General features: G+C 40.6%; 29 protein-coding genes. 25 read left to right on the top strand and 4 right to left on the bottom strand.

Features of this window, described 5'->3' with window-relative positions; genetic code table 11:
- The first annotated feature begins 300 nt into the window (after window positions 1-300).
- From CWM47_RS34480 to CWM47_RS34425, 13 genes are all read left to right on the top strand, one after another.
- A complete protein-coding gene (locus CWM47_RS34480; RefSeq protein ID WP_100993050.1) occupies window positions 301-675 on the top strand; it encodes a hypothetical protein in 375 nt (124 codons plus the stop codon).
- Window positions 668-1,006, top strand: coding sequence for a hypothetical protein (locus CWM47_RS34475; protein ID WP_100993049.1), 339 nt, complete (start codon window positions 668-670; stop codon window positions 1,004-1,006). Before CWM47_RS34480 ends, CWM47_RS34475 begins: the two co-directional genes overlap by 8 nt.
- Before the next feature lie 723 nt (window positions 1,007-1,729).
- Complete coding sequence (locus tag CWM47_RS34470; protein WP_100993048.1) at window positions 1,730-2,380, top strand: hypothetical protein; 651 nt, start codon at window positions 1,730-1,732, stop codon at window positions 2,378-2,380.
- A gap of 480 nt (window positions 2,381-2,860) precedes the next feature.
- Window positions 2,861-3,541 carry a hypothetical protein gene (locus CWM47_RS34465; RefSeq protein ID WP_157816153.1) on the top strand — a complete coding sequence of 227 codons (681 nt, stop codon included), beginning with the start codon at window positions 2,861-2,863 and terminating at the stop codon, window positions 3,539-3,541.
- Window positions 3,542-3,962: 421 nt separating this feature from the next.
- Window positions 3,963-5,246, top strand: coding sequence for a J domain-containing protein (locus tag CWM47_RS34460; RefSeq protein ID WP_100993046.1), 1,284 nt, complete (start codon window positions 3,963-3,965; stop codon window positions 5,244-5,246).
- A 22-nt stretch (window positions 5,247-5,268) separates the two neighbouring features.
- Window positions 5,269-5,550, top strand: coding sequence for a DUF6804 family protein (locus tag CWM47_RS34455; RefSeq protein WP_100993045.1), 282 nt, complete (start codon window positions 5,269-5,271; stop codon window positions 5,548-5,550).
- 19 nt (window positions 5,551-5,569) lie between these two features.
- The gene (locus tag CWM47_RS38515; RefSeq protein ID WP_157816152.1) at window positions 5,570-5,806 is read left to right on the top strand and encodes a hypothetical protein; all 237 of its coding nucleotides are present in this window, start codon (window positions 5,570-5,572) and stop codon (window positions 5,804-5,806) included.
- Between the two features lie 110 nt (window positions 5,807-5,916).
- On the top strand, window positions 5,917-6,177 hold the full coding sequence (locus CWM47_RS34450; RefSeq protein ID WP_100993044.1) for a hypothetical protein: 261 nt from the start codon (window positions 5,917-5,919) through the stop codon (window positions 6,175-6,177).
- Window positions 6,178-6,627: 450 nt separating this feature from the next.
- Entirely contained in the window at window positions 6,628-7,155 is a 528-nt protein-coding gene (locus tag CWM47_RS34445) for a hypothetical protein (RefSeq protein ID WP_100993043.1), read from the top strand.
- A 37-nt stretch (window positions 7,156-7,192) separates the two neighbouring features.
- On the top strand, window positions 7,193-7,780 hold the full coding sequence (locus CWM47_RS34440; RefSeq protein WP_100993042.1) for a hypothetical protein: 588 nt from the start codon (window positions 7,193-7,195) through the stop codon (window positions 7,778-7,780).
- A gap of 499 nt (window positions 7,781-8,279) precedes the next feature.
- Window positions 8,280-9,482 (top strand): M43 family zinc metalloprotease, encoded by a 1,203-nt coding sequence (locus CWM47_RS34435; RefSeq protein ID WP_157816151.1) that lies wholly within the window; start codon window positions 8,280-8,282, stop codon window positions 9,480-9,482.
- A gap of 252 nt (window positions 9,483-9,734) precedes the next feature.
- Window positions 9,735-10,166: a hypothetical protein gene (locus CWM47_RS38510; RefSeq protein WP_157816150.1), complete on the top strand. Its 432-nt coding sequence runs from the start codon at window positions 9,735-9,737 to the stop codon at window positions 10,164-10,166.
- 257 nt (window positions 10,167-10,423) lie between these two features.
- A complete protein-coding gene (locus CWM47_RS34425) occupies window positions 10,424-10,774 on the top strand; it encodes a hypothetical protein (RefSeq protein ID WP_100993039.1) in 351 nt (116 codons plus the stop codon).
- Between the two features lie 148 nt (window positions 10,775-10,922).
- Here the strand turns inward: CWM47_RS34425 and CWM47_RS34420 are convergent, their stop codons facing one another.
- The gene (locus tag CWM47_RS34420; protein ID WP_100993038.1) at window positions 10,923-11,549 is read right to left on the bottom strand and encodes an outer membrane beta-barrel protein; all 627 of its coding nucleotides are present in this window, start codon (window positions 11,547-11,549) and stop codon (window positions 10,923-10,925) included.
- 571 nt (window positions 11,550-12,120) lie between these two features.
- Between CWM47_RS34420 and CWM47_RS34410 the strand changes: the two genes are divergently transcribed.
- Together CWM47_RS34410 and CWM47_RS34405 are read left to right on the top strand one after the other, a co-directional pair.
- On the top strand, window positions 12,121-12,777 hold the full coding sequence (locus tag CWM47_RS34410) for a nucleotide-binding protein (protein ID WP_100993036.1): 657 nt from the start codon (window positions 12,121-12,123) through the stop codon (window positions 12,775-12,777).
- Window positions 12,778-12,854: 77 nt separating this feature from the next.
- Window positions 12,855-13,151, top strand: coding sequence for a hypothetical protein (locus CWM47_RS34405; protein ID WP_100993035.1), 297 nt, complete (start codon window positions 12,855-12,857; stop codon window positions 13,149-13,151).
- A 407-nt stretch (window positions 13,152-13,558) separates the two neighbouring features.
- Here the strand turns inward: CWM47_RS34405 and CWM47_RS34400 are convergent, their stop codons facing one another.
- Window positions 13,559-14,686: a replication initiation protein gene (locus tag CWM47_RS34400; protein ID WP_100993034.1), complete on the bottom strand. Its 1,128-nt coding sequence runs from the start codon at window positions 14,684-14,686 to the stop codon at window positions 13,559-13,561.
- Window positions 14,687-15,373: 687 nt separating this feature from the next.
- Here CWM47_RS34400 and CWM47_RS34390 point away from each other — a divergent pair.
- Together CWM47_RS34390 and CWM47_RS34385 are read left to right on the top strand one after the other, a co-directional pair.
- Window positions 15,374-15,709 (top strand): hypothetical protein, encoded by a 336-nt coding sequence (locus tag CWM47_RS34390; protein WP_100993032.1) that lies wholly within the window; start codon window positions 15,374-15,376, stop codon window positions 15,707-15,709.
- Between the two features lie 69 nt (window positions 15,710-15,778).
- Window positions 15,779-16,207, top strand: coding sequence for a hypothetical protein (locus CWM47_RS34385; protein WP_100993031.1), 429 nt, complete (start codon window positions 15,779-15,781; stop codon window positions 16,205-16,207).
- Between the two features lie 5 nt (window positions 16,208-16,212).
- Here the strand turns inward: CWM47_RS34385 and CWM47_RS34380 are convergent, their stop codons facing one another.
- Window positions 16,213-16,461 (bottom strand): hypothetical protein, encoded by a 249-nt coding sequence (locus tag CWM47_RS34380; protein ID WP_100993030.1) that lies wholly within the window; start codon window positions 16,459-16,461, stop codon window positions 16,213-16,215.
- A 528-nt stretch (window positions 16,462-16,989) separates the two neighbouring features.
- Here CWM47_RS34380 and CWM47_RS34375 point away from each other — a divergent pair.
- The 4 genes from CWM47_RS34375 to CWM47_RS34360 all read left to right on the top strand — a co-directional run bounded on the left by CWM47_RS34375 (window position 16,990) and on the right by CWM47_RS34360 (window position 20,491).
- The gene (locus CWM47_RS34375) at window positions 16,990-17,349 is read left to right on the top strand and encodes a BfmA/BtgA family mobilization protein (RefSeq protein ID WP_100993029.1); all 360 of its coding nucleotides are present in this window, start codon (window positions 16,990-16,992) and stop codon (window positions 17,347-17,349) included.
- A complete protein-coding gene (locus CWM47_RS34370) occupies window positions 17,350-18,153 on the top strand; it encodes a DUF5712 family protein (RefSeq protein ID WP_100993028.1) in 804 nt (267 codons plus the stop codon).
- 25 nt (window positions 18,154-18,178) lie between these two features.
- Window positions 18,179-19,831: a type IV secretory system conjugative DNA transfer family protein gene (locus CWM47_RS34365; RefSeq protein WP_100993027.1), complete on the top strand. Its 1,653-nt coding sequence runs from the start codon at window positions 18,179-18,181 to the stop codon at window positions 19,829-19,831.
- Window positions 19,832-19,999: 168 nt separating this feature from the next.
- Window positions 20,000-20,491, top strand: a complete 492-nt coding sequence (locus CWM47_RS34360; RefSeq protein ID WP_157816149.1) for a hypothetical protein — start codon at window positions 20,000-20,002, stop codon at window positions 20,489-20,491.
- Between the two features lie 445 nt (window positions 20,492-20,936).
- Here CWM47_RS34360 and CWM47_RS34355 read toward each other — a convergent pair whose 3' ends face one another.
- Entirely contained in the window at window positions 20,937-21,509 is a 573-nt protein-coding gene (locus CWM47_RS34355) for a hypothetical protein (RefSeq protein ID WP_100993025.1), read from the bottom strand.
- A gap of 606 nt (window positions 21,510-22,115) precedes the next feature.
- Between CWM47_RS34355 and CWM47_RS34350 the strand changes: the two genes are divergently transcribed.
- The 4 genes from CWM47_RS34350 to CWM47_RS34335 all read left to right on the top strand — a co-directional run bounded on the left by CWM47_RS34350 (window position 22,116) and on the right by CWM47_RS34335 (window position 26,466).
- Window positions 22,116-23,291, top strand: a complete 1,176-nt coding sequence (locus CWM47_RS34350) for a DUF3800 domain-containing protein (RefSeq protein ID WP_100993024.1) — start codon at window positions 22,116-22,118, stop codon at window positions 23,289-23,291.
- A 215-nt stretch (window positions 23,292-23,506) separates the two neighbouring features.
- Window positions 23,507-24,493 (top strand): glycosyl hydrolase, encoded by a 987-nt coding sequence (locus CWM47_RS34345; protein ID WP_100993023.1) that lies wholly within the window; start codon window positions 23,507-23,509, stop codon window positions 24,491-24,493.
- Between the two features lie 191 nt (window positions 24,494-24,684).
- A complete protein-coding gene (locus CWM47_RS34340; protein WP_100993022.1) occupies window positions 24,685-25,002 on the top strand; it encodes a hypothetical protein in 318 nt (105 codons plus the stop codon).
- 363 nt (window positions 25,003-25,365) lie between these two features.
- Complete coding sequence (locus tag CWM47_RS34335) at window positions 25,366-26,466, top strand: PDDEXK nuclease domain-containing protein (protein WP_100993021.1); 1,101 nt, start codon at window positions 25,366-25,368, stop codon at window positions 26,464-26,466.
- Window positions 26,467-26,739: the final 273 nt, after the last annotated feature.

Here is a 26,739-nt window from a genome sequence, read left to right as displayed (position 1 = left end):
CAAAAGCACAAAAATAGTGCGCTTAATATCTACGTATTGATTTTCAGCAAGTTAACATTAAGCGTTATTGCGTACAATAGTATGTTGGGTGGACACAACAGCGAAAACAACGTAGTGGTAGGCTCGTGTGCGACAAGCTGCACGTCCCGAAGGCGGGCTTTTCGGCTCTTTAGGCGGCTTCGGTCGACACGAGAAACGTAGTAACAGGGTAACTTTAGGTTTGTTGGTCGGCTCCGGTTGACACGAGAATTGCCACGACAGGCAAATAATATTAATATTTGTTACGTAGCGTATTAACAAATGGACGTTGTAATAAATGAAGAGGAAAAGTTCGAAAAGGACTTTAACAAGCTTTCTCTAAAAGACAGAGTAGTTGTTGGCAAAAAAATTGATTTCATTATTGAACTTATCAGAAGCGGACAAAACACTTCAAATCATATTTTTAAACTTCATAAAATTCATTTCCCCAATAATCTTGACAGTTCACTTTATGTTTTGAGAATAAATAGAGATATAAGAATCATTTTGACGTCTGAGAAAGATCCTTTATTTGGTGAACACATCCTAACTTTATTTAGAGTGGTACGTCATCAGGATTTAGATAAGACATATAGTAGTCTTGCAGAATCTCTTTATCAATCTTCTTTCAACAAGGAAAATAAGCAAGATGGCTGAAATTAAGAAGTTACTAGATGAATTTGGAATCATTCATGAAGCAAATAAGATTTTGCCTGACGAATTTAAAATTCAATTTCTAGAAGCTTTAGCAGAGCTTGAAGACAATGAATGTCATAGAACGAGAACATTTCTTAAGACAAGATTACACAAGATAACAGGAGTTGAGCAAGCAATATATAGGGCTGATATTGATAAAATATCAGGCTGGAGAATTCATGTTCAATATGAGAAAGACAGTGGTTATTTAATCTTGAAAGATATTATTGAAGGGCAACAACATGATAATGTCATTAAAGTGATTAAATCAAAAAAGAATAGGTATCAATAATCATTAGGCTGATGGTGCACCAGTTAGCCGCTCCGCGTAGGGTAGCTTTCCTGTGACAGGACGCTCGCCGGTTGGGATGCTGGGCAGCCCAACCAAACGAGGGAGTAAAGGTTCAAGTAACGTCGTGCAGTGAGCTAGTTCGCCCACCATCATCCCTCGCGGGCGTTGGGTGAACAGAACAGCCTGAAAAACAACGTAGTGGTCGGCTTCCGGTCGACAAGTTGAACGTCCCGACGGGCAGGCGGTTTAGCTCGTTAGTCGGTTTCGGTTGACACGAGAAACGCCCCGGTCGGGCAAAATAAAAAGTGGGTTTGCCAAGTAGCGGTCGACATACTAACTGCCCCGCTAGGCCAGTTTTGGGCTTTATGCTTCGGTTTGAAACAGTTATTTAGGTTTTTTAATTGAGCAAAAACAAAAGCAAAGATGGAAGCCGATTAATTAATTGGAATTTGGGTGTTAACAGTGTTCGTTTTGACAATTCTTATAGGTTATTTCTTTCCTAATTATTACAAGCGCCCTAATCGAGTACATTTAAGTTCTCATGGCTTTTTCATATGATACCGATTTGTTTAGTTGCAGCGTTCATAACTTATATAATCAACACAATTTTTGGAAAGCCATAGTTGGAATAAAGCTGATATATCAAGCCTTCTTGACAGATGTTTTTTTTCGCGTCAGTGAGCTTCTAATTCACTGACCATAATCATAATATGAAAGCTAAATATGAACTCATTTTCTCAACATATTATATCGAACTTTTTTCAAACTTTCTACCACGAAAGAATTGAAATAGCCAAAGAAGTTGGAAAGCATTACCATAGGCAACTTGACACCGCACTATTAACATTTTGGTTTTCTGTCATTGATTTTTATGGGGGAGTTTATTACATCGGCAAAAATAACAGAAAAGAAACCTACGATAGAAAGCCCCCAAATGGACAAAACCTCAAATTTGCCCATAAACAGTCTTTCATAGAGTTTGTAACAGACTTCTTTCCCACACCAGAAAATGCTTTGGGAGAATTCTTATATTCTGTTTTTCGTTCGGGCTTAGTCCATCAACTTACGCCCAAAAAGAGTAGAATTATTTGGGATGCATCTAATCCCAAATTATTGTGGATAGAAATTGACTTATTGAACACGGATGATACTGCAAATAAAATCGCGACTATAAATATCTTCCAGCTTGAAGAGATAGCCTACAACGCTTATAAAGAGTTTCGACGAAAGGTTGAAAATGACGAGATGATAATAGAATGCGAAAGGATATACAATCATCTGATAGTAATCCAAGATGGACTTGAAGATGGAATTACATTACACAAACAATTTTCTAAACTTCCTGAATTAGTACAAAATTACATTACAATTTGAAAACACGTCGTTGATTCGCTCCGCGTGGGGTAGCTTCCTGGTGACAGGGAGCACGTCCCGGTGGAGGGTTTGCAGCCCAACCAAACAGGGGTGTAAATGTTGACACTCTGGTTGTTGTCTGAAGTGGTTCGCTCATCCATCAGCCCCTGTGGTCGTTAGGTGGAATGTCCAAGATGTGCTTCAACGTCTGATCGCTGGGCGACAGGCCGCACGGCTCGACAGGTAGGCTCTTAGGCTCGTTCGGCGGCTCCCGTTGACAGGCCAACTGCCCCAACAGTCAGGCTTGGACAACTCAGGCGGGTTTGGTGCGACAAGCCGCACTTGGGTGACAGGCGGCCTTTTACGTTTGTAGGCTGGACACCGTTTGGTAGAATAGGTTAATTTTCTAGTCAAATCATAGACATATCCACGGTGTTATTGTCTATGTTTGATCCATTCATATTACTGGACAAAACAGTTAATCCATTACATCTAAAGTTTATGGAAAACGGGTTAGATAAATTAAATGAACTACATGCTAAATCAATGGAGTTAGTTCACAAATACGAACATCTACCAGAGAAAGATATTCGAAAGAAACATTTGGAAATATTGTCAACCCAAATCGCCGTATGTCTTGTAAATCTTAAAATTAATACTAGATTTTACGAATTAAATAGAGAAGAGTTCGAATACATTTTAAATAATGATCAAGAGCAAATAGACAACTACATACATCATTTTATACAAAATATAAGTGAGAGTATAATTGATGCTGCCCTTTTTCAATCTGAGTTGATCTTTAGATTTTACTATTCAAAAATTACAGGAAAGACGCCAGGGGAAGAGCGTAGTCTACATAAGATCACGGCAACTATTTTCGAAGACACCGAAAATAATTGGACAAAAGAAGAAGCGAAACTTGTGATTCTCCTGTGGACATTAAGAAATACGATTCATACAGGTGGAATTTATTTTGCCAAAACAGCAGGACATACCTTATCATACAAAGGTCAAGACTTCAAGTTTGAGTATGGAAAAGGTCCTAACTTTTTGCAAGATAGCTACATAATAAGTTTGCTTTCTGATTTGTTAGAGTCTTTAGACTATTTGTTCAGCAGCAGCATAATAAACGATTTAGGAAGTTTTGAACATCCATCATATTATGCTCTGGGCCAGTGAAATGTTTATCAACAATAGCATAATCGCTCCGCGCGGGGTCGCTGTCGGGTGACAGGAGGCAGGCCGGTTGGGCAAGCACAGCAGCCCAACCGGCAGGGGGTGTAAAGGCAGGTGAGTTGTTCACCCATTTCATCTAGCTTGCGGGGCCATCAACCCCCTGGGTCGTTGGGTGAAGTCCAAAAAGTGGCTTCCATTTCCGGGTCGCGGGCGACAGGTTAAATGCCCGGATGGGCAGGTTTGGGCTTCAAAGTCCGGCTTCTGGCTGACAGGGCAAACGCCCCGGTTAAGCAGGTTTAGGTTTGTGGGGCAGCCATCGAGCGACAGGGTAAACGCCCTGCATATCAGGCTTTGGTTATTTAAGCTGGTTTCGTCCGACAAGTCAAACGCTTTAACAAGCAGATTCTAAAAGTGTATAACGTTCATGATTGACTATTATAAAATTTTAGGGTTGTTGCCTACCGCGACAAACGAAGAAATTAAAAAGGCATACCGACAGCTTGCATTAAAATATCATCCTGACAGGAACCAGAACAACAAATATGCAGAAATAACTTTTAGACAAATAGCAGAAGCCTATCAGGTTCTTTCTAATTCGGATGAAAGAAAAATCTATGATTATGAGCTTAATAAATCTAAATTCAGCGCGAATACAAAGAATAGCCAACAAGAAGAAAACAGTAAGAAAAAAGAGACAGTAACCCCTCAAACCCTTCTCCTCGTATTTCAAGACATTAGAAAGAAGGCAATTGGTATAGGTAAAAACTCTATAAATCAGTCTGCCCTTTTCAATTCATTAAAAGGTTTGCTCATAGATAATAATATCGAGTTTTTACTAATATACAATGACATAGAGATAAACAGATTAATAATTGAGGAGACTTTGTGGTGTTGCAAATTTCTTGCATATCCTTACGCAGAAAAAGTATGTGTTCAGCTTACTAAACTTGCAAATTCTGATGTAAACACTCAAAGAAAAATCTCCTCCTATCTTACCAAGAAAAAGTACTTTACTAATGCTATGAAAACCTTAAATTTCATAGTAGAGTATAGAGCCATCCTATTTGTAATAGGTCTGATATCTTTTTTTGTATTTGTCTCCAAGAACGAGAATAACGTTTCTGTCAATAAACCCAAAGATGGTGATTTAAACAATACATTTGTTGATGGAAACCCCACTCAGCCAGCAGCCCCCGTATTGTCACCAGAAGAAAAGCTACAGCAAGAAAAAGATAGACTAATTGCTGAGGGTTGGCGGGGAACAGAAATTCGTAATGGTCAACTACCAGCATGTTACAATTTCAGTCCCAAGAAAAGTAAGGTTAACAATTATCTTGAAGTCCATGTAGGCGGAGGGACAGATGTAGCCATCAAGGTTATGAATGCCCAGACAGGTAGATGCATCCGTTATGTATTTATTAATAGTGGTTCGACTTACAAAATTCGTAACATACCCGAGGGACAATACTACTTAAAGATTGCTTACGGAAAAGATTGGTTTTCAAAAGCTGACAATAACCAGTGCATTGGTAGGTTCATCCGAAATCCTATGTACGAGAAAGGGGATGAAACAATGGATTTTAATATTAAACATACTTACGGCGGATATAGCATTCCAAGTTTTCAGTTACAACTTGATGTTATTCAAAGTGCCACCATGAATACGTTCAATTCTCAAAATATTTCAGAGACTGAGTTTAACCAATGAATTTTCAAAGCACATCCCCACTATGAACACATATATAAAAGTTGTATTAGCTTTGCTTTTGGGCCTATGTCTTTTTGATATGCCTTATGGATTCTATCAATTGGTTAGATTTTTAGCTATGATTGGCTTTGGAATATTGGCTTTTCAAGCTAACGAACAGGAAAAGCAAACTGAAACTATCGTTTATGTGGCATTAGTAGTGCTTTTCCAGCCATTACTAAAAATATCACTTGGTCGGGAGTTGTGGAACATCGTAGATGCGGTTGTAGCAATCGGTTTGGTAGTAACAGTAGTCAGAAAGTAGCATTTTCGCTTCGCATAGGGTGGCTCTCCGTCGACAGGCAGCACGTCCCGATGGCGGGTTTGCAGCCCAACCCAATGAGGGTGTAAAGGTTGGGAGTCTTGTTGTTCAAGGACGTAGTACTATCATCCATCAACCCTCATGGTCGTTGGGTGTTCGACTATGCCGGGTTTCCATTTTCGGGCTTCCCGTTGACAAGTTAACCGCCCCGCGTGGGCCAGTCTGGGCTTCCATTTCTGGGTTCCGGCTGACAGGGTGAACGCCGTGTCAGGAAAGTTTGAGTTTATAAGACGAGTTTCGGTCGACAAGCCAAACGCCTTACAAAATAACGTTCTTAGATTCCACATTCAAATTCTATCAGTATCCGTCATGGTTGAGAAACGAGAGTATGTCAAACGCTTAGGCGTTTTTTTACATCAGAATGGAACAACGATGTCCATTACCGAACTGGCCGATCATCTAAAACGCAACCATTTCAAAACCGACTCAGGGGCTGACTACGAAGGCGGTCGAGGTACGTATGGTTTCATCAGTACCACTTATGACTGGTTAGTCGCACAGGGACAGCAAGCTGAAGCTGATAGTGTCGCAAAGGCTTTCACCAAACCAGACGGCAGCTACGCTTATTAAATTATGCGTTGGTGGTCCGCTCCGCGTGTGGTAGCTGCCGGGTGACAGGAGGCAGGCCGTTAAGCCGAGGCCATCAACCCCCTGGGGCGTTGGGTGCGCCAGGCAAAAAAAAATAATGACCTTTCATTCGATAGCCAGCGGGTTCCTACTTTTCAACCCATTTCTAACTACGTCTTTCAAAACGCTCCTAGATGAGACAATAGAAGCTTCATTTACCAGCATCATTAGTAGGGCGTTCAAGAAGACCATTAATTAGGGGCTGAGAGAGTAATTAGAAGTTCACTCTCCCGTTAACCATATGCCGTTTAGGTATGAATTCTATTAAAAAGCTAATGAAAGCTTTATAGTAAATTATCTATTTTTAATTGTATATTTAAGGGTTAGTTAACATATTTCTGATTATATAACATAGAGTGAGCTTGTGCGTTACGCTGAAAAAAGAAGTTGTTTATGAAAGCACCTCTGATAAGCTTTATTGTAATAATGACACTTGCACCAGCTTGTCGGGAAGAGTTTCATCCTTTAGCTCCCCCTATTAACCAGTCAGTCAGTGGGTCAACCTGCAAAGCCCCATTACTCAAACAAAACATCGTTGGGCAATGGAGCTTTCAAACAAACATAGGTGTACAAGGTATCTCTATGCCAATGAGAGAAGGAGTGATTACCTTTTCGCCAGACGGAAGTATCATTGATCCAGACTCCTTATTTGAGAACCGGCTAGATATAGGCGTAGTGGTTTCAAAAAAGTACGGTGTTGACATAATGGACAGCACAATTTTTCCTGAACTCGGTTATGCCTATCCTGAGCTAAAGCAATATGGCCCTATGTTATGGATTCGCCAGTCTGTAAGGACTCAATCGTTGGGTGTTCGATTTGCTCAAGGGTGGTATTTCAAAGAAGTAAGCAATAACTGTAAGCGAATTGAGGTGAAGAATCCTTCACAGAAATATGGTGATATTATCTTGACGAAGAAATAGGTTAACATAAAGGCACTTATACAACAACTTCACTGGTATGAAACGGGTCATAACATGGTGCAGTATCCTCCTAATCATTGGGCTGCTAATTCCCTTTATCAATGCACAGACGGGTTATCCCCCTCCCTGCACTGAGGTGAAACAAGTTAAATTAGATACAGACCAAACAAAGCGACAAATTCTAGCCGAATTCGTTAGTAGATGCGTGTCTAACAGCTCCTGGAAAAATGATAAAGGAATCGTTCTGCTGAGAGAATACCAAAATGAAGAGGGTAAAGTATGCTGGTTGCTCTCACCCAGTATTGACGATACCTATAAGGATAACCCACCCAATCGATTTGCCTCTTTCAACGGGGATATTATCTTGGTTTTCGATGCTGACTCAAGGGGAATGAGCAAAGAATCGACCGGCGATAAGGACGCTTTAAACCAATGTTTAGCGCAGATTATTGGTGACCGCGTTTACATTCGCCCTAGTATAAAAAGCCGTTGGACTAACAATGTGATGCCTTTCACGAATCACAAGATGAAGAGTGGAGCACGACGAATCCAGGGTGGCAATGGAGGAAGCTTGATTATTGTTTTTAATGCGGATGGTAGCTATCAGAAATTACTGCCTGTTTAATACACTGGGTATAAAATAATTCCGCTATAACTCTTTTGTATTGACTTATCCAAATTCTGTTATTTATCACATAACATAATCAAGATTATGTAACAGTATATTACTTTCTGGAGTACTTTATCGTCATAGACTCTATTACTAACTAATGGATAAGCTTAGGAACATAATCGTCTTTGCGTCTGCTCTTTCAGTTACAGGGATTATCGTCGATAATCCCTTCGTAAAGTATCCGTTATTGACTATTTCAGTAGCGTTATCTCTTTACGCAGTCGTTGAAGACAAGAAAAAACGTAAGAGTAGTTAACACAACATTAGTGGCTGTTGCAAAAGTCAACAGGGCCATAAAACCCGCTGTCTAGTAAACGATTTTTGCCTGATAAACGGCATGGAATCGGCAACTTGTCATAGGCCACCACACCCATTTTAGACTTTTGCAACAGCCACATCACTTATACAACAAATGATATCAGTCAATTAGCTTCGTCTTTGTATTATGCTAATGCGAACAAAACCTCTTTTTCAACTTATCTATCTTGGCTGGCTGGTCTTCACCTTATTTGCTTGTCAAAAGAATCTCGATCCGTTTGGGGAGGTCCAGAAGATAAGTCTAAAGGCTTCTGTAAGCTTTTTAAATGCGGATACCAGTAGCCGATTGCCTCTCGCGATTAGTGTCATTGACAAAGCAGGCAATGCGCTTAACTACCCTGACTCAGCAATTCAAATCTATGCCAATGGAGTATGGCAACCGGACATACAGGTGCGTAATAACCCCTATTCGCCCCATGCTTATTACAGGTCTAAACAGCCAGGTCAAATTAGTTTGCAGGCACGCTGGGGACCACTCATTAGCCAACCACTTATCCTTACAGCACGACCCAAAAAAACCTATCCAATTATCAGGCTTCCTGTTATTTTCCACATACCTCAAAGTCTTGATCTACCCAAAAAAGGCATTGTTCTGAAGCAAGTTATTGCTGGAGTCAATCAATTATATCGAGATGCAATGGCTAATTCTGATCCGAATCATGCTGATTCATTCATTGAATTTTATCTGGCCGCTACTAATCCAGACGGTTACCCCTTGCTACAGGCCGGGCTAAATCAGTTAGATTTTGATGACCCAGCTACTAATCAAGCTTCTGGCGCTAAGGTGGACAGTATTCTAGCTCATTGGTGCATCAAACAGTATGTGAATATCTTTGTCAAAATAAATTGGGAAAAAGGAGCGCACCCGGTTGGGTCTTCATTTAGTTATATGCCCCTATATTCAGTTGACCCTTACCCAGGGGATGCGACTTGTGCGAGTTTATCTAAAGCAAGAGCAGCCATCATGATCGCTGATGAAAATGCATTTACATTTTCTGTAGTGGCGCATGAACTGGGGCATGCGTTAGGCTTGGGACACACATTCGGTGACTGCTTTTGGTATACTGATGACCATGTCAAAGATACCCCCAGACAACAGGAAGCCCATCCGGACGGGACGAATCAGAAACAAAGTTGCGGGGGTGTGTATTTCTTAGCGACCAATGTGATGGATTATTACAATCGCCGTTCTGGTTTGACCCAAGATCAGGTAGCGGTTATGCGAACGATCATAAATTATCCCACCTACCTTCCTATTCACGTAGAAAGCTCAGCAGGTGGTCGTATGGGTTATCGGGACGTACCACCTGTGGTACTAATCGACTGTAGAGAATAAGTGAAGCAATGCTTATTCTATCTTTAGTCTCTTTACATAATGGAGGTGGCTGTTGCCAAAGTCGCTACCCGCTTAGCAGGGATTCCTAAGGTGGCCATTTTTAGTCATTCAGTAACCAACAATCAGCCGACCCACCAAGCTCCTAGGCCTGATTCTAGACTTTTGCAACAGCCACTCCACTTATATAACAGAGTTACTTCCAACCATTTCATTGCCTTAAGTGTCATCTTTAAAATGCTTATCTATTGACATATGAAAACGATACTAGCTACTCTGCTTTTTCTCTTGGTAATTGTGTCTACCAATTGCCAGCACACCGTATCTCCTGAATCAAGTGACACAGTCGATCAGAACTATACGACTGACTTGAATCAAGGAAGAAAGTGGTTCGAGGGCAAATGGAAGTTAACAACTGTTTCAGCCATGATCCCCAGCCCAACTGTACCAGATGTCCAGCTTATCGTTAACAAGAATCAGATTACTCTTATTCAAGATGGTAAACAAACGGATCAAGTCAGCTTTGAGATTATACAAACACCTTATGACTTCCAACTCAAAACCAATTCTCAATATCAAAACGGGTATTTAGGTAATTCGGGGTTACGAATTTCTCGGAATCGGCTGTTCATTGATAAAGGCATGGCAAATGACTTTCCCGGTTTTGAATTTAAGCGAATGGAATAACTTATTGGCATATAAAGATTTTAAGAATAGTGCTTATTAACCGCTTCTCTATTTTATAAGGAAAATAGATTAACATAATTCTAGTGGCTGTTGCAAAAGTCGGCGCAGGGAAAAACTCCCTTTCCAATCTCTCATTTTCGGGGCAACATCGAGGAGTATATGGCCTGTATACTGAACTCTCCAAGGAGATTCTAGACTTTTGCAACAGCCACCCTAGTTATACAACGCTTCTCAACAAAATCTAAATTGTCAAGTTCATGAAAGTGAACCAGTTATTAGACTATTTTAAGATGAACACTTTTCATCTATTTTTCTTGATGGCCTTGCTCATTGGGGCTAATGGTTGTAAAAAAACAGAACTAGCTCCAACAGGTAGTCTAAAAATTAATACCACCAGTAATGCCGATGCTAGTTATTATCTGATGACCGAAGCTGCCGCTGGGGGAAGTCATCTGACGCTACGAGATGGAAATATAAGTGGTGCTACCTCATTTGTGATTGATGACTTGAATCCGGGTGACTATGTGTTAGGCCTTAGTAATAATATTAATCATAGTCAACACGCCGTACAAGTAACGGCTGGTCAACAACGAGAGTACTCTTTCTAAATTTCTTTAATAAATACAAAATACTAATGGTGGTCTAATAGGTTACCATTGGCATTTTTTCAATATGCGTTGTATAACTAATCTTATGTTATGTGAATTAAAACAGACGGATCGAGTAAAATTAGAAAGGTGCATTGTTGCTAAAATTCTATTCAGCCCTTTTTTTCAGCAGGCCAGGCACAAATAATAGACCAGCCTGCCAAGTACGACTCTTGAAGCCAAATCGAGCGCCTAAATCCACCGATTTGTATTCGTTTAGAGCTTCGAAATAACTTACCTCTAAACCAATCCATTTGTAGCGATAAGATAGCCGACCAGAGAGGCCAAATTCAATTGGTGTCACAGTAGGACCATAATTGGCTCTTTCTACACTTTGTCCCAGATAAACATTAGCCTCTGGGCCCACAAAAAGACTCAGACCCTTTAGAGGGGTAATACCAATTAGAGGAGTCAAACCGGCGTAGTGAAGTCTTTGATGACCGACTATACTGCCAGTTTGGTCTTGCAGCTCGATGCCCTTCTGCTGATAAGTAAGGTCAACCCGATAGGCAAACCAACGCGATAAGTTATGGTGATAAAAAACTCCTGCATAGAAGCTATTAAGCGGCGCTATACCGCCTAATCTTATATCATTACGTGAGCTAGTTAAATCGGTTGATGCTTTCAGATATCCGGCTCGAATACCAAAATAATTTGGTCGAGTTGGAACCTGAGCACGTGTTACATTAGTCATCAGGACTAACAAAACAAGAGTTTGAAAATAAAGAGTTTTCATAGTGTTGAGTTGAATTTTGATGTTGTATAAGTGAGATTATGTTAATCACCAATCAATATTAGCCCTCCTTTTGTCCCAACCTCAGGCAGTATCGACCTTATGCGTACAAGTTCAATAGTAGGGTAACCAACGCTTTCGGCTAGTACAATTAGCCAATCCAATTGAGAAATATATATTCTACTCGTCCCATATAGGTCTATACTCAAACCCAACGTTTGGTTAAACTTATCGATCAGGTTAGATAAACCTCTATCTACTTTAAGAATACCAATTTGTTTCTTACTCGAACCCTCCTGCCAATATACTTCGAGTGCCATTTCTGTTGTATAATCTACAATATGTTAAGTACTACACAATGTAAGACAAAAATAGGATCTGTCATACATTGTGTATGACATCATTTTACTGGGCTCAAACCGGCCTTCAGTAAATTTTCTAGATGACTATAGCCTTTCGATAAAACATTTAATACTCGGGTGTAAGCATACTTTTCTTCAAGCTTGATTAGAATCGGTTTTACAACTACTTTTACAACTAAAACTACAACCCTTTTCTATTCTATATTCGCAATATGATTTATACCGTGGGTGGAATCAAAGGTGGAAGCGGCAAGACCACGCTAGCTACTAACTTGGCAGTTTATTTAATACAGCAAGGACGTGACGTAATCTTAGTAGATGCCGATGATCAAGAGTCGGCAACAGATTTTACTTCTTTCCGGCACCAAACATTAGCTGGTGAAATAGGGTACACGGCAGTTAAAATAACAGGTCGAGAGTTGAATGCACATGTGATCAGGCTGGCGACAAAATGCGATGATGTTGTCATTGATACAGGAGGCCGGGACACGGTTAGTCAACGTTCAGCTATAACTGTGTCAGATGTATATTTAGTCCCATTTGCTCCCCGCTCATTAGATATATGGACTTTACGAAAAGTAGAAAACCTGATAGCTGAGATAATGCCTTTTAACCCGCGTCTCGTGTGCTTAACTTTTATTAATAAAGCTGATGCTCGAGGAAATTATAAGGAGGACACTTCAGATCTTTTACGAGAATCTACAGTCCTTCAATTCTTAGATACACCAATTGGGAATCGTATCTCATTCGCTAACGCTGCATCATCTGGTTTAGGTGTGGTTGAAAACAAACCCACAGATGAGAAGGCAGTAAATGAAATGAAGGAATTATATGAAGGTATTCATAAAGCTCTGACTAATAAAGGCTAAGAGAATAAAATTACAACTTGATTTACAACTTTTACTAGTTCTAATGTGAGTTGTGAATACTAAACTAGAAATCGAGCATGAACTCAACAAAAAATAAAAGTAAAATAGCTTTACCACCTACAGCTCTCAATAGCCCTGCTATGCTTGAAGTTATTGATAAGGGTGGCACAGTCAAAGAACAGAAGGTTACAAATGCGAAGCAACAGGCAGCTGACGAGGACCCGTTGAAGTCCTTCACGTTTAAAATTTATGAGAGTGAATTAGCCCAGATCAGAGATATACAGGCTCGACTGCCTAAGCGTGATCGTATTTCTATCCATGATTTTGTAGTTGCGGCTGTCAAAGATAAAATCAGTAAGCATCTTAAAAAATAGACAAATTACAACTCTTTCTAGAACAAATATTAGTTGTAGAATCAGTTGTAAAAATCCTAGTTAGCGATACAGTCGTGCTATCTGAACCTAGCAAAACCGTTCTAAAACTCGTTTTATTAAGTTGTTTTCTGCGCTAAAACCCGTGTTTTTCCGAGGGAAATCGTCATTTGTCACTTATAGGAAGGCATTTATAAGGATTATAGCAATGGAAAAGCCATCTTAAGCAAGATCGAAAAACTCCGGTACAAAACTCGTTTTATTCAAGCTTTATTAGTTTAGGCCCGATTTTGCAACTGACTTTTTGTGTAAAAATCAACCCTAATCACGCCTAAATAGACTTTTCTGTTGAATTATATCAACCTATAAGTTGAAAGTACTTATGAAAAGAATCCGGTATATAACTCGTTTTATACTGGATTCTTTTGGTTAGGTGTATCATAGTTCCGCTCTAAAGCAGACTGAACCTCCTTCTTCAGGCGTTCCTGAGCTGCCTTACCGACTTTGACAAATACAGCATTGCAGTATTTTAGGCGGTCTTGAATCAGCTCATTAGAGTTGGATTTTATCTGCCATTCATACACTAGCTTGTTAGCAGCTTCAGTTCCAATGTCTTCTAAATAAGTAGCTATATTCTTATCGGTCACTTTCCAAGATCGAAGGTTATTGATCACCCGTAACACGATGGCATTGTTAAGCCAAAAATCTGGAATTCTGCCATCTAACTTGCGTTGAATTGTGAATTTGAATCCAGTTACTTTCTTACGCCCTTTAGTGATGCGTTCAGATTCGTATATTGCCTCGTAAGTAAAAGCCAAATTTGTATTAGCCAGTTCTTGTATAGCTTCACTCATAGTATACTTAATGAGGTCAGCGGTTTGCGGATATTTAAGTTTAAGAGTACCGTCCTTATTTTTTTTGTTATTTCCTCTTTTGTCCTTTTCATACCAGCAATCCATTAACTGTCGATACTGTTCGATATTAGGAGACCAAACACCTGTATCTCGAAAAGCTGATAGAATTTCGAAGAAACGCATTGAATACCAACTTCTTAAGCTCATGTAATTACTGAGCTGATATTTAGTATAATGAGCAACTTTAATGAAATAGGGCTGTAAGGCTGGGTTTAACAGAACCGTGATAATTCCGTTCTTGTAACCCACTGGCATTTCATAATTAGTTGTGTCAAGTAAATGCCGTACATACCATTCTTTACCATCCAGGCTTTCAAATTCCCACTTTACGTCCGTTAATTCACGTAACGCTGCTTTAATAGGCTTATAGGCTGTATCTTGGGTAATATCTGCATCAGCGATAATATCTCCAATCCTAAACTGATAGTAAGGTCTAAGCGCATATTCATCATCCCGTATTTGATCCATAACTCGGGCCATTATACGTTTGGCAGCCACACTCATTTTGCCCTGTCGAGCAAACGTTACATTCCAATGCTGCTTAATGATTTCGTTATGTTGAGGCTCGTACGTTAGCTCCAAGGGAATCACTAACTGAGTATTGCGTTTGTCCTGTCCAATCATACAAATAACTATTTCGATGGCAAACTAATAAAAAGAGTTATAAAATACAACTCTTGCTTATACGGTATATATCTCGTTTTATTGGCTGTTTTTCCGGTACACATCTCGTCTTATTGAGGAAAGAATCCGGTACATATCTCGTTTTTTACTAATTTACTCAGTATATATATTAACTATAAAGTAAAATTTCCTACTAGAATAGTTTTGCAGCGCGCGTTGCTAAAAAAAATGTGGATAAGGTTAAAAAGACTAAAAAATACCCCACTAAAACGAGCGGAAAAACAAAAAACAAAAAGGACCGCGCGTTTGCTAAAAAAATGAAAAAGCCCGCAACTAGATTTTTAGTTAGTAAGTTGACATTGTCCCAAGCTTTTGTAATTAGATATTCTAGCTATATTGCATTAGTCAACAAGTTGCCTGAGAAGGCAAAACAGGCTCAGTAAGCCACAAACATGAGTCAATGACAGTTACAGGTCGATTTGTTCAGAAAAGTGGCTTAAAAGGCAATTATGCGCTTTTTGGCGGAACTGGGCAATGCAGGGATGCAACCCGTCAGGGATAGGCCAAACCACGTACTGAAGTACATTAGTTAGTTGGATTGATAGCTAGAAGCCTCCAACTAGACCCCCCGATCTTGATAGCTCTAAGCCAGATCGGGAATTTATCGATCAAAAAAACACCAGATATATGTATAATTTAATATTCAGTGGCTACTGCCCTAAGGACAGTATATTTGTAAAAAGTTATCTTGAAGAACCAAAATCTAGACATAGCCCTATGGTTGACTTCAAAATGAATAGTATAAAAGAGTGCTTTCAACTAATAGAAAAATTAACTAAAGAAGGCTGGGATATTTACAGATTTACAATTTTGGATTCAGATCAAAAAATAATCGTGCAAGTATTAGAAGAAGATTCTCACGGAAAGTCTATTCTAGAATGCATTAACGAAGTTAAGAAGGCAATTAAAAGACCAGCTTTTCTTAATACATATTTACGACAGCTCAGCAAGATATTAAACTAGTTTTATCCTCAGATTCTGAGGATTTCTCTTAGGCATATCCCACCCCTGATGTACGTCTGAAATACTGTTATGAAAAAATTCTTACTTGTATCGCTGTCTTTCTTTTCATACTCCGCAATAGCACAAGTAAGAGAAGCAATTACATACACCGATACTATAAAGACCAAAGAATACATTAAAGAAACCTTATTATCAATATCAGAGAAATCTTTTTTATATATCGAACATAGAAAATTTAATAAGTTAAAAAAGATAAGTATGGATAGTATGGTATCCGGTACTATAGACGATGTAGAGAAAGATTCATCCGAATACTATCGAGGTACAAAAGAAACTCTTATGATAAGGTTAAAATCTAGTAACGGAAAAGACTTCCAATACTCTGAAAGTACTAAACTAAATGATAAGTATATAAAGGCTAATTTATATAATATAAACAATTTCACTTTTGAAGTACCAAAAGCTTATTTACAAACACTTCTTAAAATATTCTGGTAAAGCTTTTATTTGTTTTTCCTTTCCCCATTTGTCTTTTTTAATGTACGTTGCAAGCTATCTTGAACAAATGTTATAGAGTCCTTTCTGAACTGTATATAGCTTGTAGTCATTATATCAGACCAAGCAGATACACCATTTCCCTCTCTAGTACCCCCTACCTTTGTACCCGTATAAACTGTTTTTTTGTTAGGTGATTGCGCATAACCATAGCTATTGACAAAAATTGTCACAAAAATTGAGACAACGATTTTCATAAAAAAGCGATTTAAGTAATTTGTTTGTATCACAAATCTAACTATTTTTAAGCTCACTTAAATCATATACGATTATGAAAAAGTTAAGCAATTCAGGATCCCTTCTTTCTAAACGCGTAGTAAGCAACCGGCAAACCAAAATTAAGAAGTGTGACAATCCTAAGTCAGCTAATGGAGCATCTACAGGTAGCGTTATCACTTGGGCTTAGTAATTAGTAGCATCTCAAACGGTAAAGCCCATTAGATTATAATGAGCTTTACCATGTCAAATTCAGATGAAAATTAGAAGGTTTCATTACTCTGCTAAAATCGCCTTCTCCTACGGATTCGGCGGGAAAGTGATTTCTTTTCAGAAATCAGCAAGAGGGAAGGGGTCTTCGACACCCTTCTTCTCTTGCCCTTCGGGTTTTATTACTGACAATCAAGCACTTATGTAAGAAAACTAATATACATTATTAATTATATATTAATTTTCTTATATAAGTGCTTGATTGTCAATTATAAATTGTTAAAAATATTGTTAACTTCATGGAAAAAGAGAAGATACATCACATTACAGCAAGTGCGGCTACATTCACAGATTTTGAACGTCTGGCAAATAGTTACGGACTTACTAATAAAGGTCTGTTAGAAGCAATGGTCAATCATTTTAAGGTCACAAAGGCAGACCCTAGGGACCCCCGAGCGGATAACCCAACAGATGCTATAAAAGCACTTGATAAGCGGATCGTAAGTTTTATAAAGGAGCAGGAAAAGAAAATATTAATTCCAATAAAAGAGGCTGTTTTTGATATGGCAGGTACAGAAGGAGTAGCCCGACGTTCTGATTTGAGGATAGTAAATTCTAATGTTAAGAGGATAATAACAGGACTAAAAATAGAAGAATAAATGCAGACTAAATTCACCAGTCCGATTAAAGCTAATAACAAAGGTAGTTGCTCAAAATTGGTAAATTATTTGGAGAAAGAGAACGATAAAAACTTATCAGTAAATAAAGAGTATTTCTTCTCGTCTGATAGGGATAAATGTAACAAATGGGAAGTAATTCAGCAGATTGATAATAATGCAAAAGGGCAAAAGATAGAGAAAGAACAGGATAGATTTTTTTCTATTGTTATCGCTCCTAGTCAAACAGAACTTGCACACATAGGAAACGACCCTGATAAACTAAAAGAGTATACCCGCCAGACTATGGAAAATTATGCGGCTGGCTTTTGTAATAATAAAGGTGAAAATAGAGGATTGGAAAGCAAAGATTTGGTATGGTATGCAAAAATTGAAAATGAGAGAAAATATAGTACTTTAGATGCAGAAGTAAAGGAAGGGTTAGCCAAGAATGGACAGTTAAAAGTAGGTGATCAACGGCATGTGCATATTATAGTTTCTCGGTGTGAGGCTCGCGAAAATAGGCATGTTTTAGAGCTTGAAAAACAAAAGCAGGAACAAACTATACATTTGTGTCCTTCTGTTAATAATCAAAAAATATTTAATAGAGATGAGTTTATAAGGCAAAATGAACAGGATTTTGATAAAAGGTTTGCTTATAATCGAAGTCATGAGGAATCGTATGATTATTGTAATTCACTAAAAAACGGAAAACAACAAGATTATGAAAAGATAAGACAAAGGGGAAAAGAAAAGATATTTGAAAAAGGAATAAGTAATGAACAAGATCACGAAATTGGTTATTAAGTTTTAACTATAAATATTTAAAATCATGTTCAAGTTAGGTTCAATTGCAGGATACATTTTTGGTCTTGTAGCCATTCCGATACTAATATATATTGCAGCTAGTGTAATAATAAAATTTTTAATTATTTCGGTTGGTTTTCCACGAATAGTCGGCGATGTAGTTGGTGGAATAGGTGGATTTTTACCGGCTGGATACATAGTTTATCGACGCATGAAAGGTAATGGTCGAACAGAAATACAGAGTGCTTCACAGGTTACCAAGACGGGTATCAAAGTCAAAGACTATGTTTTTGGTATCCGAACCACAAAGGGAATAATAAAAATAGTCAATCCATTTGCTGGTCTGTTTGTAGTGGCCGGGCCAGGAGCCGGTAAAAGTTATGGAGTGATTGAACCTATAATTACACAAGCGATTAAGAAAGGATTTACGGGATTGGTTTATGATTATAAATTTCCCTCATTCGCTCAAGTAGTTCAGGCCGCAGCTAAAGACACTAAGGCTAAAGCGTATTATGTCAATTTTGATGACTTGACTCGTAGTCATCGAGTCAATCCAATCCATCCTGATCTTATAATTACAAAAAGCCACGCAGAAAGCGCAGCTGATGTAATTATAAAGAACCTAATAAAAGGAGAAACCAACTTCTTCGTTAGTAGCGCAACAGCCTATTTAGGAGGCATTATTTGGTTTCTACGAGAAGAATATCCAGAATACTGCACGTTACCTCATGTACTTAACTTGGCCGCTGAATCAGTAAAGCAAGTAGTACCCTTAATTAGTAAAAATGAGGAAGTTAGAATATCGGTTGCTAGTTTGAAAACTGCAATCGATGAGAATTCAAGTAAACAACTAACCGGTGTTGTCTCGACTTTACAAGATGCATTAGGCAAGATTAATACCCGTTCTATATGCTATGTGTTGAGCGGGAATGACTTCACACTTGATTTGAATAATCCTGATGATCCTAAGATTATGGTTATTGGCAACAATGACGAATTAAAGCCAGTATACGGGCCAGTAATTTCCCTAATCGTAGCAAACACGATTAGAAAATTAAATAAGAAAGGGAAACTTCCTTCTATAGTGTGCCTTGATGAAGCACCTACCTTGTTTATCCCTGAGTTTTCAAACCTACCTGCTACTGGTCGAGAGAATAAAATTGTCACTTTATTTGGTGCACAAAACTTTTCTCAGATTGACACAATGTATGGTCCTCAAGAGAAGGACTCTATTTTAAACACATTGTCTAACCGTTTTTATGGTCGGATGCCACACGAGCCGAGTGCGGAGTACGTGGTTAAAACTTGGGGTAAAGAGTACGTTGAGCAACGAAGTCAATCGATCAGTCAGGTACGTTTAGGGGAAGTCTCAGCTTCTAAATCAGACTCATACAGTTTAGTCCATCGTGATCGAGTCGAAGTACAGGATGTTATGAACCTGAAACAGGGTGAATTTTTTGGTCAACTCGTGGAAAGCGATGTTAGCTATTTTCGTACGCAGTTAAAGCCAGATCCTATAGACCGTCAACCAATCCCGGCTTTTAAAGAAGTTACCGAGGCCGACGTAAAAGCGAATTATAAGAAGGTCGCTGAGGATATTAGGAATCTGTTGGCCGGCCCAGTTCCGAAGCCTTCAAACCCTTCTGGGCCTAATAGCAAACCCAAAGACGAATTTTAACTCCCTAGATCAAGACGCGAAATGAAAATATATACATTTCTCTTTCTTTTGGTGTCTGCACACTGTATAGGCCAAAGAAGCGAGTACTACAGCAACAATCTAGGGAAGTCTAATCTTATGGTCAGAGTAGGTGTAAATCAGAACGTTGGGATTAATAATAGTTTGATAATGCCTCAAATCTCTTTATCAATTCGGACTCCGTTAGGTATGTTTTTAAGAGAGCCGGAGCTTGTAATTAAAGGAGAATCCGCAACATGTATTACTCCACCAACCTTGCAACCAGCAGGATCAATGCCAGGTGAAAACTTTGAGCAATTAAGTTTTTCAGGGGCCTCTGTTCAGCTTAATTTTCCCGCAATAGTGAAGTTTGGTGCTTTCAGCTGGTTACTTGGTCCATCTGTACAGATACCTTTTGTTCATGTAACACTACGAACGCGCATAAAATCATTTTCTAATGACCCCATGTATGTAGCGGATTGGCAAGCTAAAGTAAAGCCGTTTTTCAGTATGTACACTGCTTTTCAATATGATGTAAAGCGTTACAGTCTCAAAATTAACGCTTCGAAAATGACCAGTTTGTCTTATTGGGGAACAGATAGCGGAAACTATTATATAAACACTCCTGTAAACTTAGGGGCAACTTTGGGGTATAGATTTTAGGGCTTTCCCCTTTATCCCTGTGTTCGCGCCAGCATTAGCGATACTTTGAGCGGTGGTCTACAAAGAAAGTTCTATAACAATCTTCGCTAAAAAGCATTTTTTAAGTAAAAGTTAAAGTAGAGTAGAAATAGGAAAAGTGCAATGTTTGGTCCTTTTCACGAAAAGGACCAAACATTGCACTTTTCCTATTTTGTTATATAATTATCATTATGTAATTAGATTATTTGAAGCAACTCAGCTGATTAATAGCAGTGATACACTACGGTATAATGCAACTAATTCGCTTCCTTGACTGAATAACCTAATATGTTTTGTTAACATATAAACGACCCTTTACATATGGACAAAGGTCAGTTATTGGAGTTGGAAAGGGGGATGAAAATGGTCAACCCGTCTCACGAATGGGTTAGCTGCTCTAGCAAATCTATCCTTGGCAAATCATCGATTAGAGACGCCAGCGAGTCCAGAGCTTACGCCAAAACGAAACGTTGCTAACTACGGGGACATCTTCTGTGGTCAGAATCGAGGATAGATCGTTGTTTCTCTGATACCCCATATACTCATCCCGTAATTCCACTTCATATCGGTAGGGTAATTCCAGCAGCCTAGCCCAGTCATTGAGTCGGCTAAACACCTCCATATACACCTGAGCCATGGAGGCTTCGGGCAAATCAAACCGGTAACCATAATCCATAAAATTGAAGGAGGGATCGATGAAGTGGCTGATGCGGTAGAGCATGTAGCCCCGATCTCCTTCCTGAATGAAATGGGTAAACCAGTATAAGACCAACTCCTTTTCGTACCCTACTATGACATAATGCAGGTCTGTATCGGCGCTTTCGATGACCCCAGGTAAGGGGGTGGAGGAGTCAAGCTGGCGTAGCCGTAAGAGAACGTCTCGAATGATGCCGTCGTCGTCGGCGTACATCATGTTATCATCAAAGGGAAACGCTTGCCAGGGTACACGTTGAAAGACCCGCTGGTAGGCAGCAATCATGCTTTTAGCGTCATCATTCATAGTCAATGTAGTTGAGGTAAAAAGGCTACCAGAAGTAAGTTAATCATATCTAGCAACGGTCTTTTAACCAATCACCGTTTACGGCCAGACTAATAAAAAACTGGTTGAGCAGGTTAGGAAGGAAATAAAGACTATCGGGTCTCTTTGCAGAATCGTACATAAATACTCATCCTATAATTAATGTCTGCTCAATCTGAGACAAATAGCGTTTTACGCTCGAAATAGGGCAATTCTACCGAATCGTATGGCACCGGCCGTCCGGCAAATCTGTCCCTTCGATATAAAATGGAATTCAATGAGTTCATAAAGTCGGTATCATAAAGTGAAATGGCTATTTCTTTTTGGACCTATTTTTTGAACCCTCCCTTTGGGTACTTCTATATTCTTAGCGGCTATAAGACTGTGGCTCAAAAAGGTAAGGCTTTTTGGACCTACCGATGAGCTAGACAAACCACCGTTTTTGCCCTTCTGCCTGGGCCTTACTACCACTGAAACGTCGGCAATGTTACTGAGTCAGTGATACGATGAGTATTTATGTACGATTCTGCAAAGAGACCCACTATCAACGGGTCTGGTTAACTTGCTGGCTACTTCACCGAATGCCCAATGAATGATCACATCGCCTTCCTGGATGAATGGGGAAACAATGGCCTTGACTTTACCAAGCAAGGCGTCTCCACTCACTTTATCGTCACCGCCATCACCCTACGCAAAGAACAGCTTAGTGAGGCTGAAACTCAATTAGAAGCGGTGCGTAAACGCTTCTTTCAAACCGGACCAATTAAATCGGCCAAAGTAGGCAGCGATGATAAACGCCGGATCTTGATCCTCAACCAACTGTTAACCGTTCCCTTTCAACTATTTGCGCTCGTCGTCGATAAACGAGAACTGCGTGGGGAGGGCTTTTACTATAAAGGGTCCTTCTACAAATTTCTGCATGGACTAGCCGACCGAGAGCTGTACCGGAGCTTCCCCAATCTGGAATTAGTGGCGGATCGGCACGGTGACGAAAATTTTATGCAAGGGTTTACCCAATACATCTATAATCGGCATGTGCCTACGCTATTCAACCAAGCCAGTTTTCGCTTTGTGAACAGCCAAGCCAGTTTGCTTCTCCAGGCGGCTGATTTTGTAGCAGGCACCCTAGCCCGGTGTTATGATGAAACGGTTCTATCACCCGAACGAGCGAGCTTCGTTCAACTGTTGAAACCCAAGCTACTTACCTTAAAATACTGGCCGGACGTATTTGCCCCCGTAGTAGCTCAAAGTGTGCCCGATCAAGCTAACTACAATGCTGGCTTAGCTGAACTGTGTGTTGGTTTAGGTCAAGACTTCTTGCATCGCAAGCTAGCCAGTCGATCACCTCAGGAAATCGACCAGGTTACCTGCTTAAACTATTTATTGTTTCATTTCCGTCATGTTGATCCCACGCGTTACATTTCGAGTCGGGAACTGATGGCTCACATTGACGAACGGCGAAATAGTCAACCCACCTTGCACTATTTTCAAACGCGAGTGATTGCCCCACTACGGGATGCGGGTGTCATTATTGCCAGTAGTACCAAAGGCTACAAAATCCCGTCGTGTGAGGGAGATCTCTACGATTTTATCAATCATAGCAATACCATCATTCAGCCGTTGTTGTCTCGGATCAGCAAATGCCGGGCTCGAATCCGTTTAGCCACCAACGGATCGATTGACCTTTTAGATAGGGAGGAGTATGCGAATCTAAAACAGTTGTTAACCGATCCACTGATGACTGAATCTGGTCGTAATGGGTAGGGGTTACAAACCAGGAACGACCCTTACAGATCTATGACTCTTATTCATCCGTAAAAGGATCGTTAATTGAACGACTTTTCAGTTGGGAAAGCATCTAATGGAGCAAGGGCTAAGTTTACGAACGGGCAAAATTAGCCCTTGCCTGTGGTTATAGTCTAATTAGCTACCCGCTAGTTAGACTGATTTGACAGAATATAAGCTAACCAGTACCACCTATGCGCTCCGATAAAGCCTTACTGCTGCTCATCATGCTTACATCAGGCTGGACCATCGTCCGGGCACAAACCCCCTTCAAGACGCTCAATTGGCTCTACCAGATTTCAGGTACCCGAACCTTAGCTGGACAGCACAACCGAGAGCCGAATGCTCAACCCGCTCGCTGGACCACCCAAATGCAAGCCCTGACGGGACACTATCCCGCCCTATGGAGTGGCGATTTCTTATTTCAGGCCGATAACATTGACCATCGAGCGACAATGATACAGGAAGCCAAAACCCAGTGGAAACAGGGGGCCCTGATCAATCTGATGTGGCATGCCTGCAATCCGGCCCTGGCGCAACCCTGCGGATGGGATTCGCTGGGCGTGCTGAGTCACCTGACCGACGGGCAGTGGCAAGAACTGTTGACTGATGGGAGTGGGCTGAACCGAACTTGGAAAGCCAGGATGGATGAGGTAGCCATTTTTCTGCAGGAACTGCAACAAGAGAGAGTAGAGGTTTTTTTTCGGCCGCTGCATGAAATGAACCAAGGCCGCTTCTGGTGGGGCGGCCGACCAGGACCCACCGGCACGGCGCAACTCTACCGATTGACGCATGACTACCTGGTGAACCAAAAAAGACTAACCAACCTGATCTGGGTCTGGGATGTGCAGGACTTTGGCACCTTAGTCACCGATGTGCAGGTCTATAACCCCGGCAACGCGTATTGGGATGTGGCCGCCCTGGATGTCTACGATGGGAGTGGGTACACGATGGCCAAGTATGAAACAATGGTCGCCGTCGCCAAGGGCAAGCCGGTAGCCATTGGCGAATGTCAGGTGCTACCAACCGCCAGCCAATTAAAGGCGCAACCCAAATGGACGTTTTTTATGGGTTGGTCGGAACTGGTTCTTAGCCACAATTCAACCCAAGCGATCCAGGCTCTTTACCAAGCGCCCAACGTCCTGACGTTGGATGAACTCCCGGCCTTTTTCAAACCTTGAGAGGCGCTGGGGTTCTTCCATTGGAGCTAGAATCTACCCGTTTACTCCTTGGTGCGGTACGCTTTGATAAAGGTTGGGTCCAATACGCCAAAACGAGCCTGAATGTGCATGGCGGTACGAGTTGGTTAACCGTCTATAAACCTTACCCAGCGCATTGAGTTAAGAGGTGAACGTAATTTCTGGCTATTTCTATGCAAACCGACGATAGTAAGTCTACCTTAATCCATCAAATCAAGGAATTCCTGGCCTACACGGCCGATACGGACAACGATACCATCATGGCTCAATACACGCTTATGAGTGGTTTGGTTGCTCAGTTGGGTCCTTCAGACAAACCTGACTTTGATCGGGACGAATCAGGTCTTGACCCACAAAATAGGGCCGACTATGCTTACTTTCTAAATGTGAATACGACGAATCCTCAGCCGATTGATCGAAAACAGTATGCCTTGGAAGGGCTCCAGGAGAGGGCTAGACGACTCGTTGCCCACCTTCAAGAAAACCAGTAGCTGAACGATCGTTCAGCTACTGGTTTTCTTGAAGCGCCTTTGGCCCAACAGCTCGGAGCTACTTGGCCTAGCTTCCGAAAAATTCAGGAATCTTATGTAACTTATTGTGGTTGACAGGTATTAAAAAAAATAGTGTCTTATCCTGATTTTATTCGGAGGTTTTACTGAACAGAGATCTAGTAGGAGTGAAGGGGCTGGAAACGGTCCTTTTTGCGTTCAATAAATCCGTTCAATTTAGTAGTTCACAGTTTTTTAGTTGTTCTGGAATTATCTGTACGGTTTTGTGAAAGTGTCAATTACTTTCTACCTGGATTCAAACGGCTATTTTTGGCTATTTTAGGTGAGGTTTCTTTACCGTTCATTATGAAATTTTCGGAGTTAATTACTACGCTGGAAGATTTACAACAGCAACTTAATCGTCAGGCCGTCCGTCAAGCCGATCAGTTAATGGCTCTACGCAACTGGCTGATCGGCTTCTACATTGTCGAATACGAACAACTTGGTGACGACCGGGCCACTTACGGCCAAAATCCTATCCCCCGCATTGCACAAGCTATGAAGCAACAGGGCGTTCGGGGCTTCTCAGACCGCAACCTGTACCTGTTCAAAAATTTCTACCTGACTTATCCAAACATTTTGCAGTTTTTGACTGCAAAATTCCAATTAACTGACTTCGAGGCAATTGACAAAAAAGCACTGAGTAAGTACACGCCCCCGGATGACATACCGCTAATAAATTACGGTCTGTTATTTGAGCGATTAACGTTCACGCACTTTGTCGAACTTATGAAAGTGGAAGATCCACTTCGCCGACGGTTCTATGAAGTTGAGGCACTCAAAAATGCCTGGACAGTAGAGGAGCTGAATCGGGCTATCACGACGTCGCTGGCTGAACGAACAGGACTTTCAACGGACAAAGCGGCCGTAATTGCCCGAGTTAAGGACAACGCCCCAGCCGGGCTAACCGACTATATCCGAAATCCATACCTGTTGGAGTTCCTCAACATTAAGGAAAAAGCCGAGTTTTCGGAGAACGACCTCGAAACAGCCATTATCAACCACTTGCAAGACTTCCTGTTGGAATTAGGCCATGGGTTTTGTTTCGAGGCTCGGCAAAAGCGCATCAGCTTTGACAACCGTCACTACCGTATTGATTTAGTTTTCTATCATCGGGTCCTAAAGTGTCACGTCCTAATTGACCTTAAAATTGGGGAGTTCGACCACGCTGATGCTGGCCAGATGAACATGTACCTAAACTACTATGCTGACCAGGAAGCCACTAAAGGCGACAATCCACCTATAGGTATAATTCTCTGTGCCAGCAAGAACAACGCCATGGCTAAATACGCAACTAGTGGTCTGGCACACGAGGTTTTTGTATCGCAATACCTGACCAACTTGCCAGCAAAAGAAGAGCTCCAAGCATTTATTGAAAGAGAAAGCCGAAGTATTGTCAATCAATAAGGTCTCTGTTATCAAGGCTAGATCCACTGTAAGTCTGGGCCAATGATGATGCGTCTATTCGATTTACCTAAGGGCGAGAAGCCGCCGAGCGGCAATAACCGGGCAGGAGCTAAAGTGTTAGCGAAGACTCGTACAGCAGCTCGGAGATAGGCATGTACAGATTCGTGTTAAGCGCCTATACTCGATGTTTTGAACTATATTCGTTTCAAATAGTTACCATCCCCACCACAAGAATTTGTCCATTGGAAAGGTGGTACTATTTGCCTTTCTCCG

Origin of the sequence: Spirosoma pollinicola, from assembly GCF_002831565.1 — a bacterium.
Lineage (GTDB): Bacteria > Bacteroidota > Bacteroidia > Cytophagales > Spirosomataceae > Spirosoma > Spirosoma pollinicola.
Note: the sequence above shows the minus strand (reverse complement) of the source record. Positions and strands in the feature narration are given on the sequence as shown.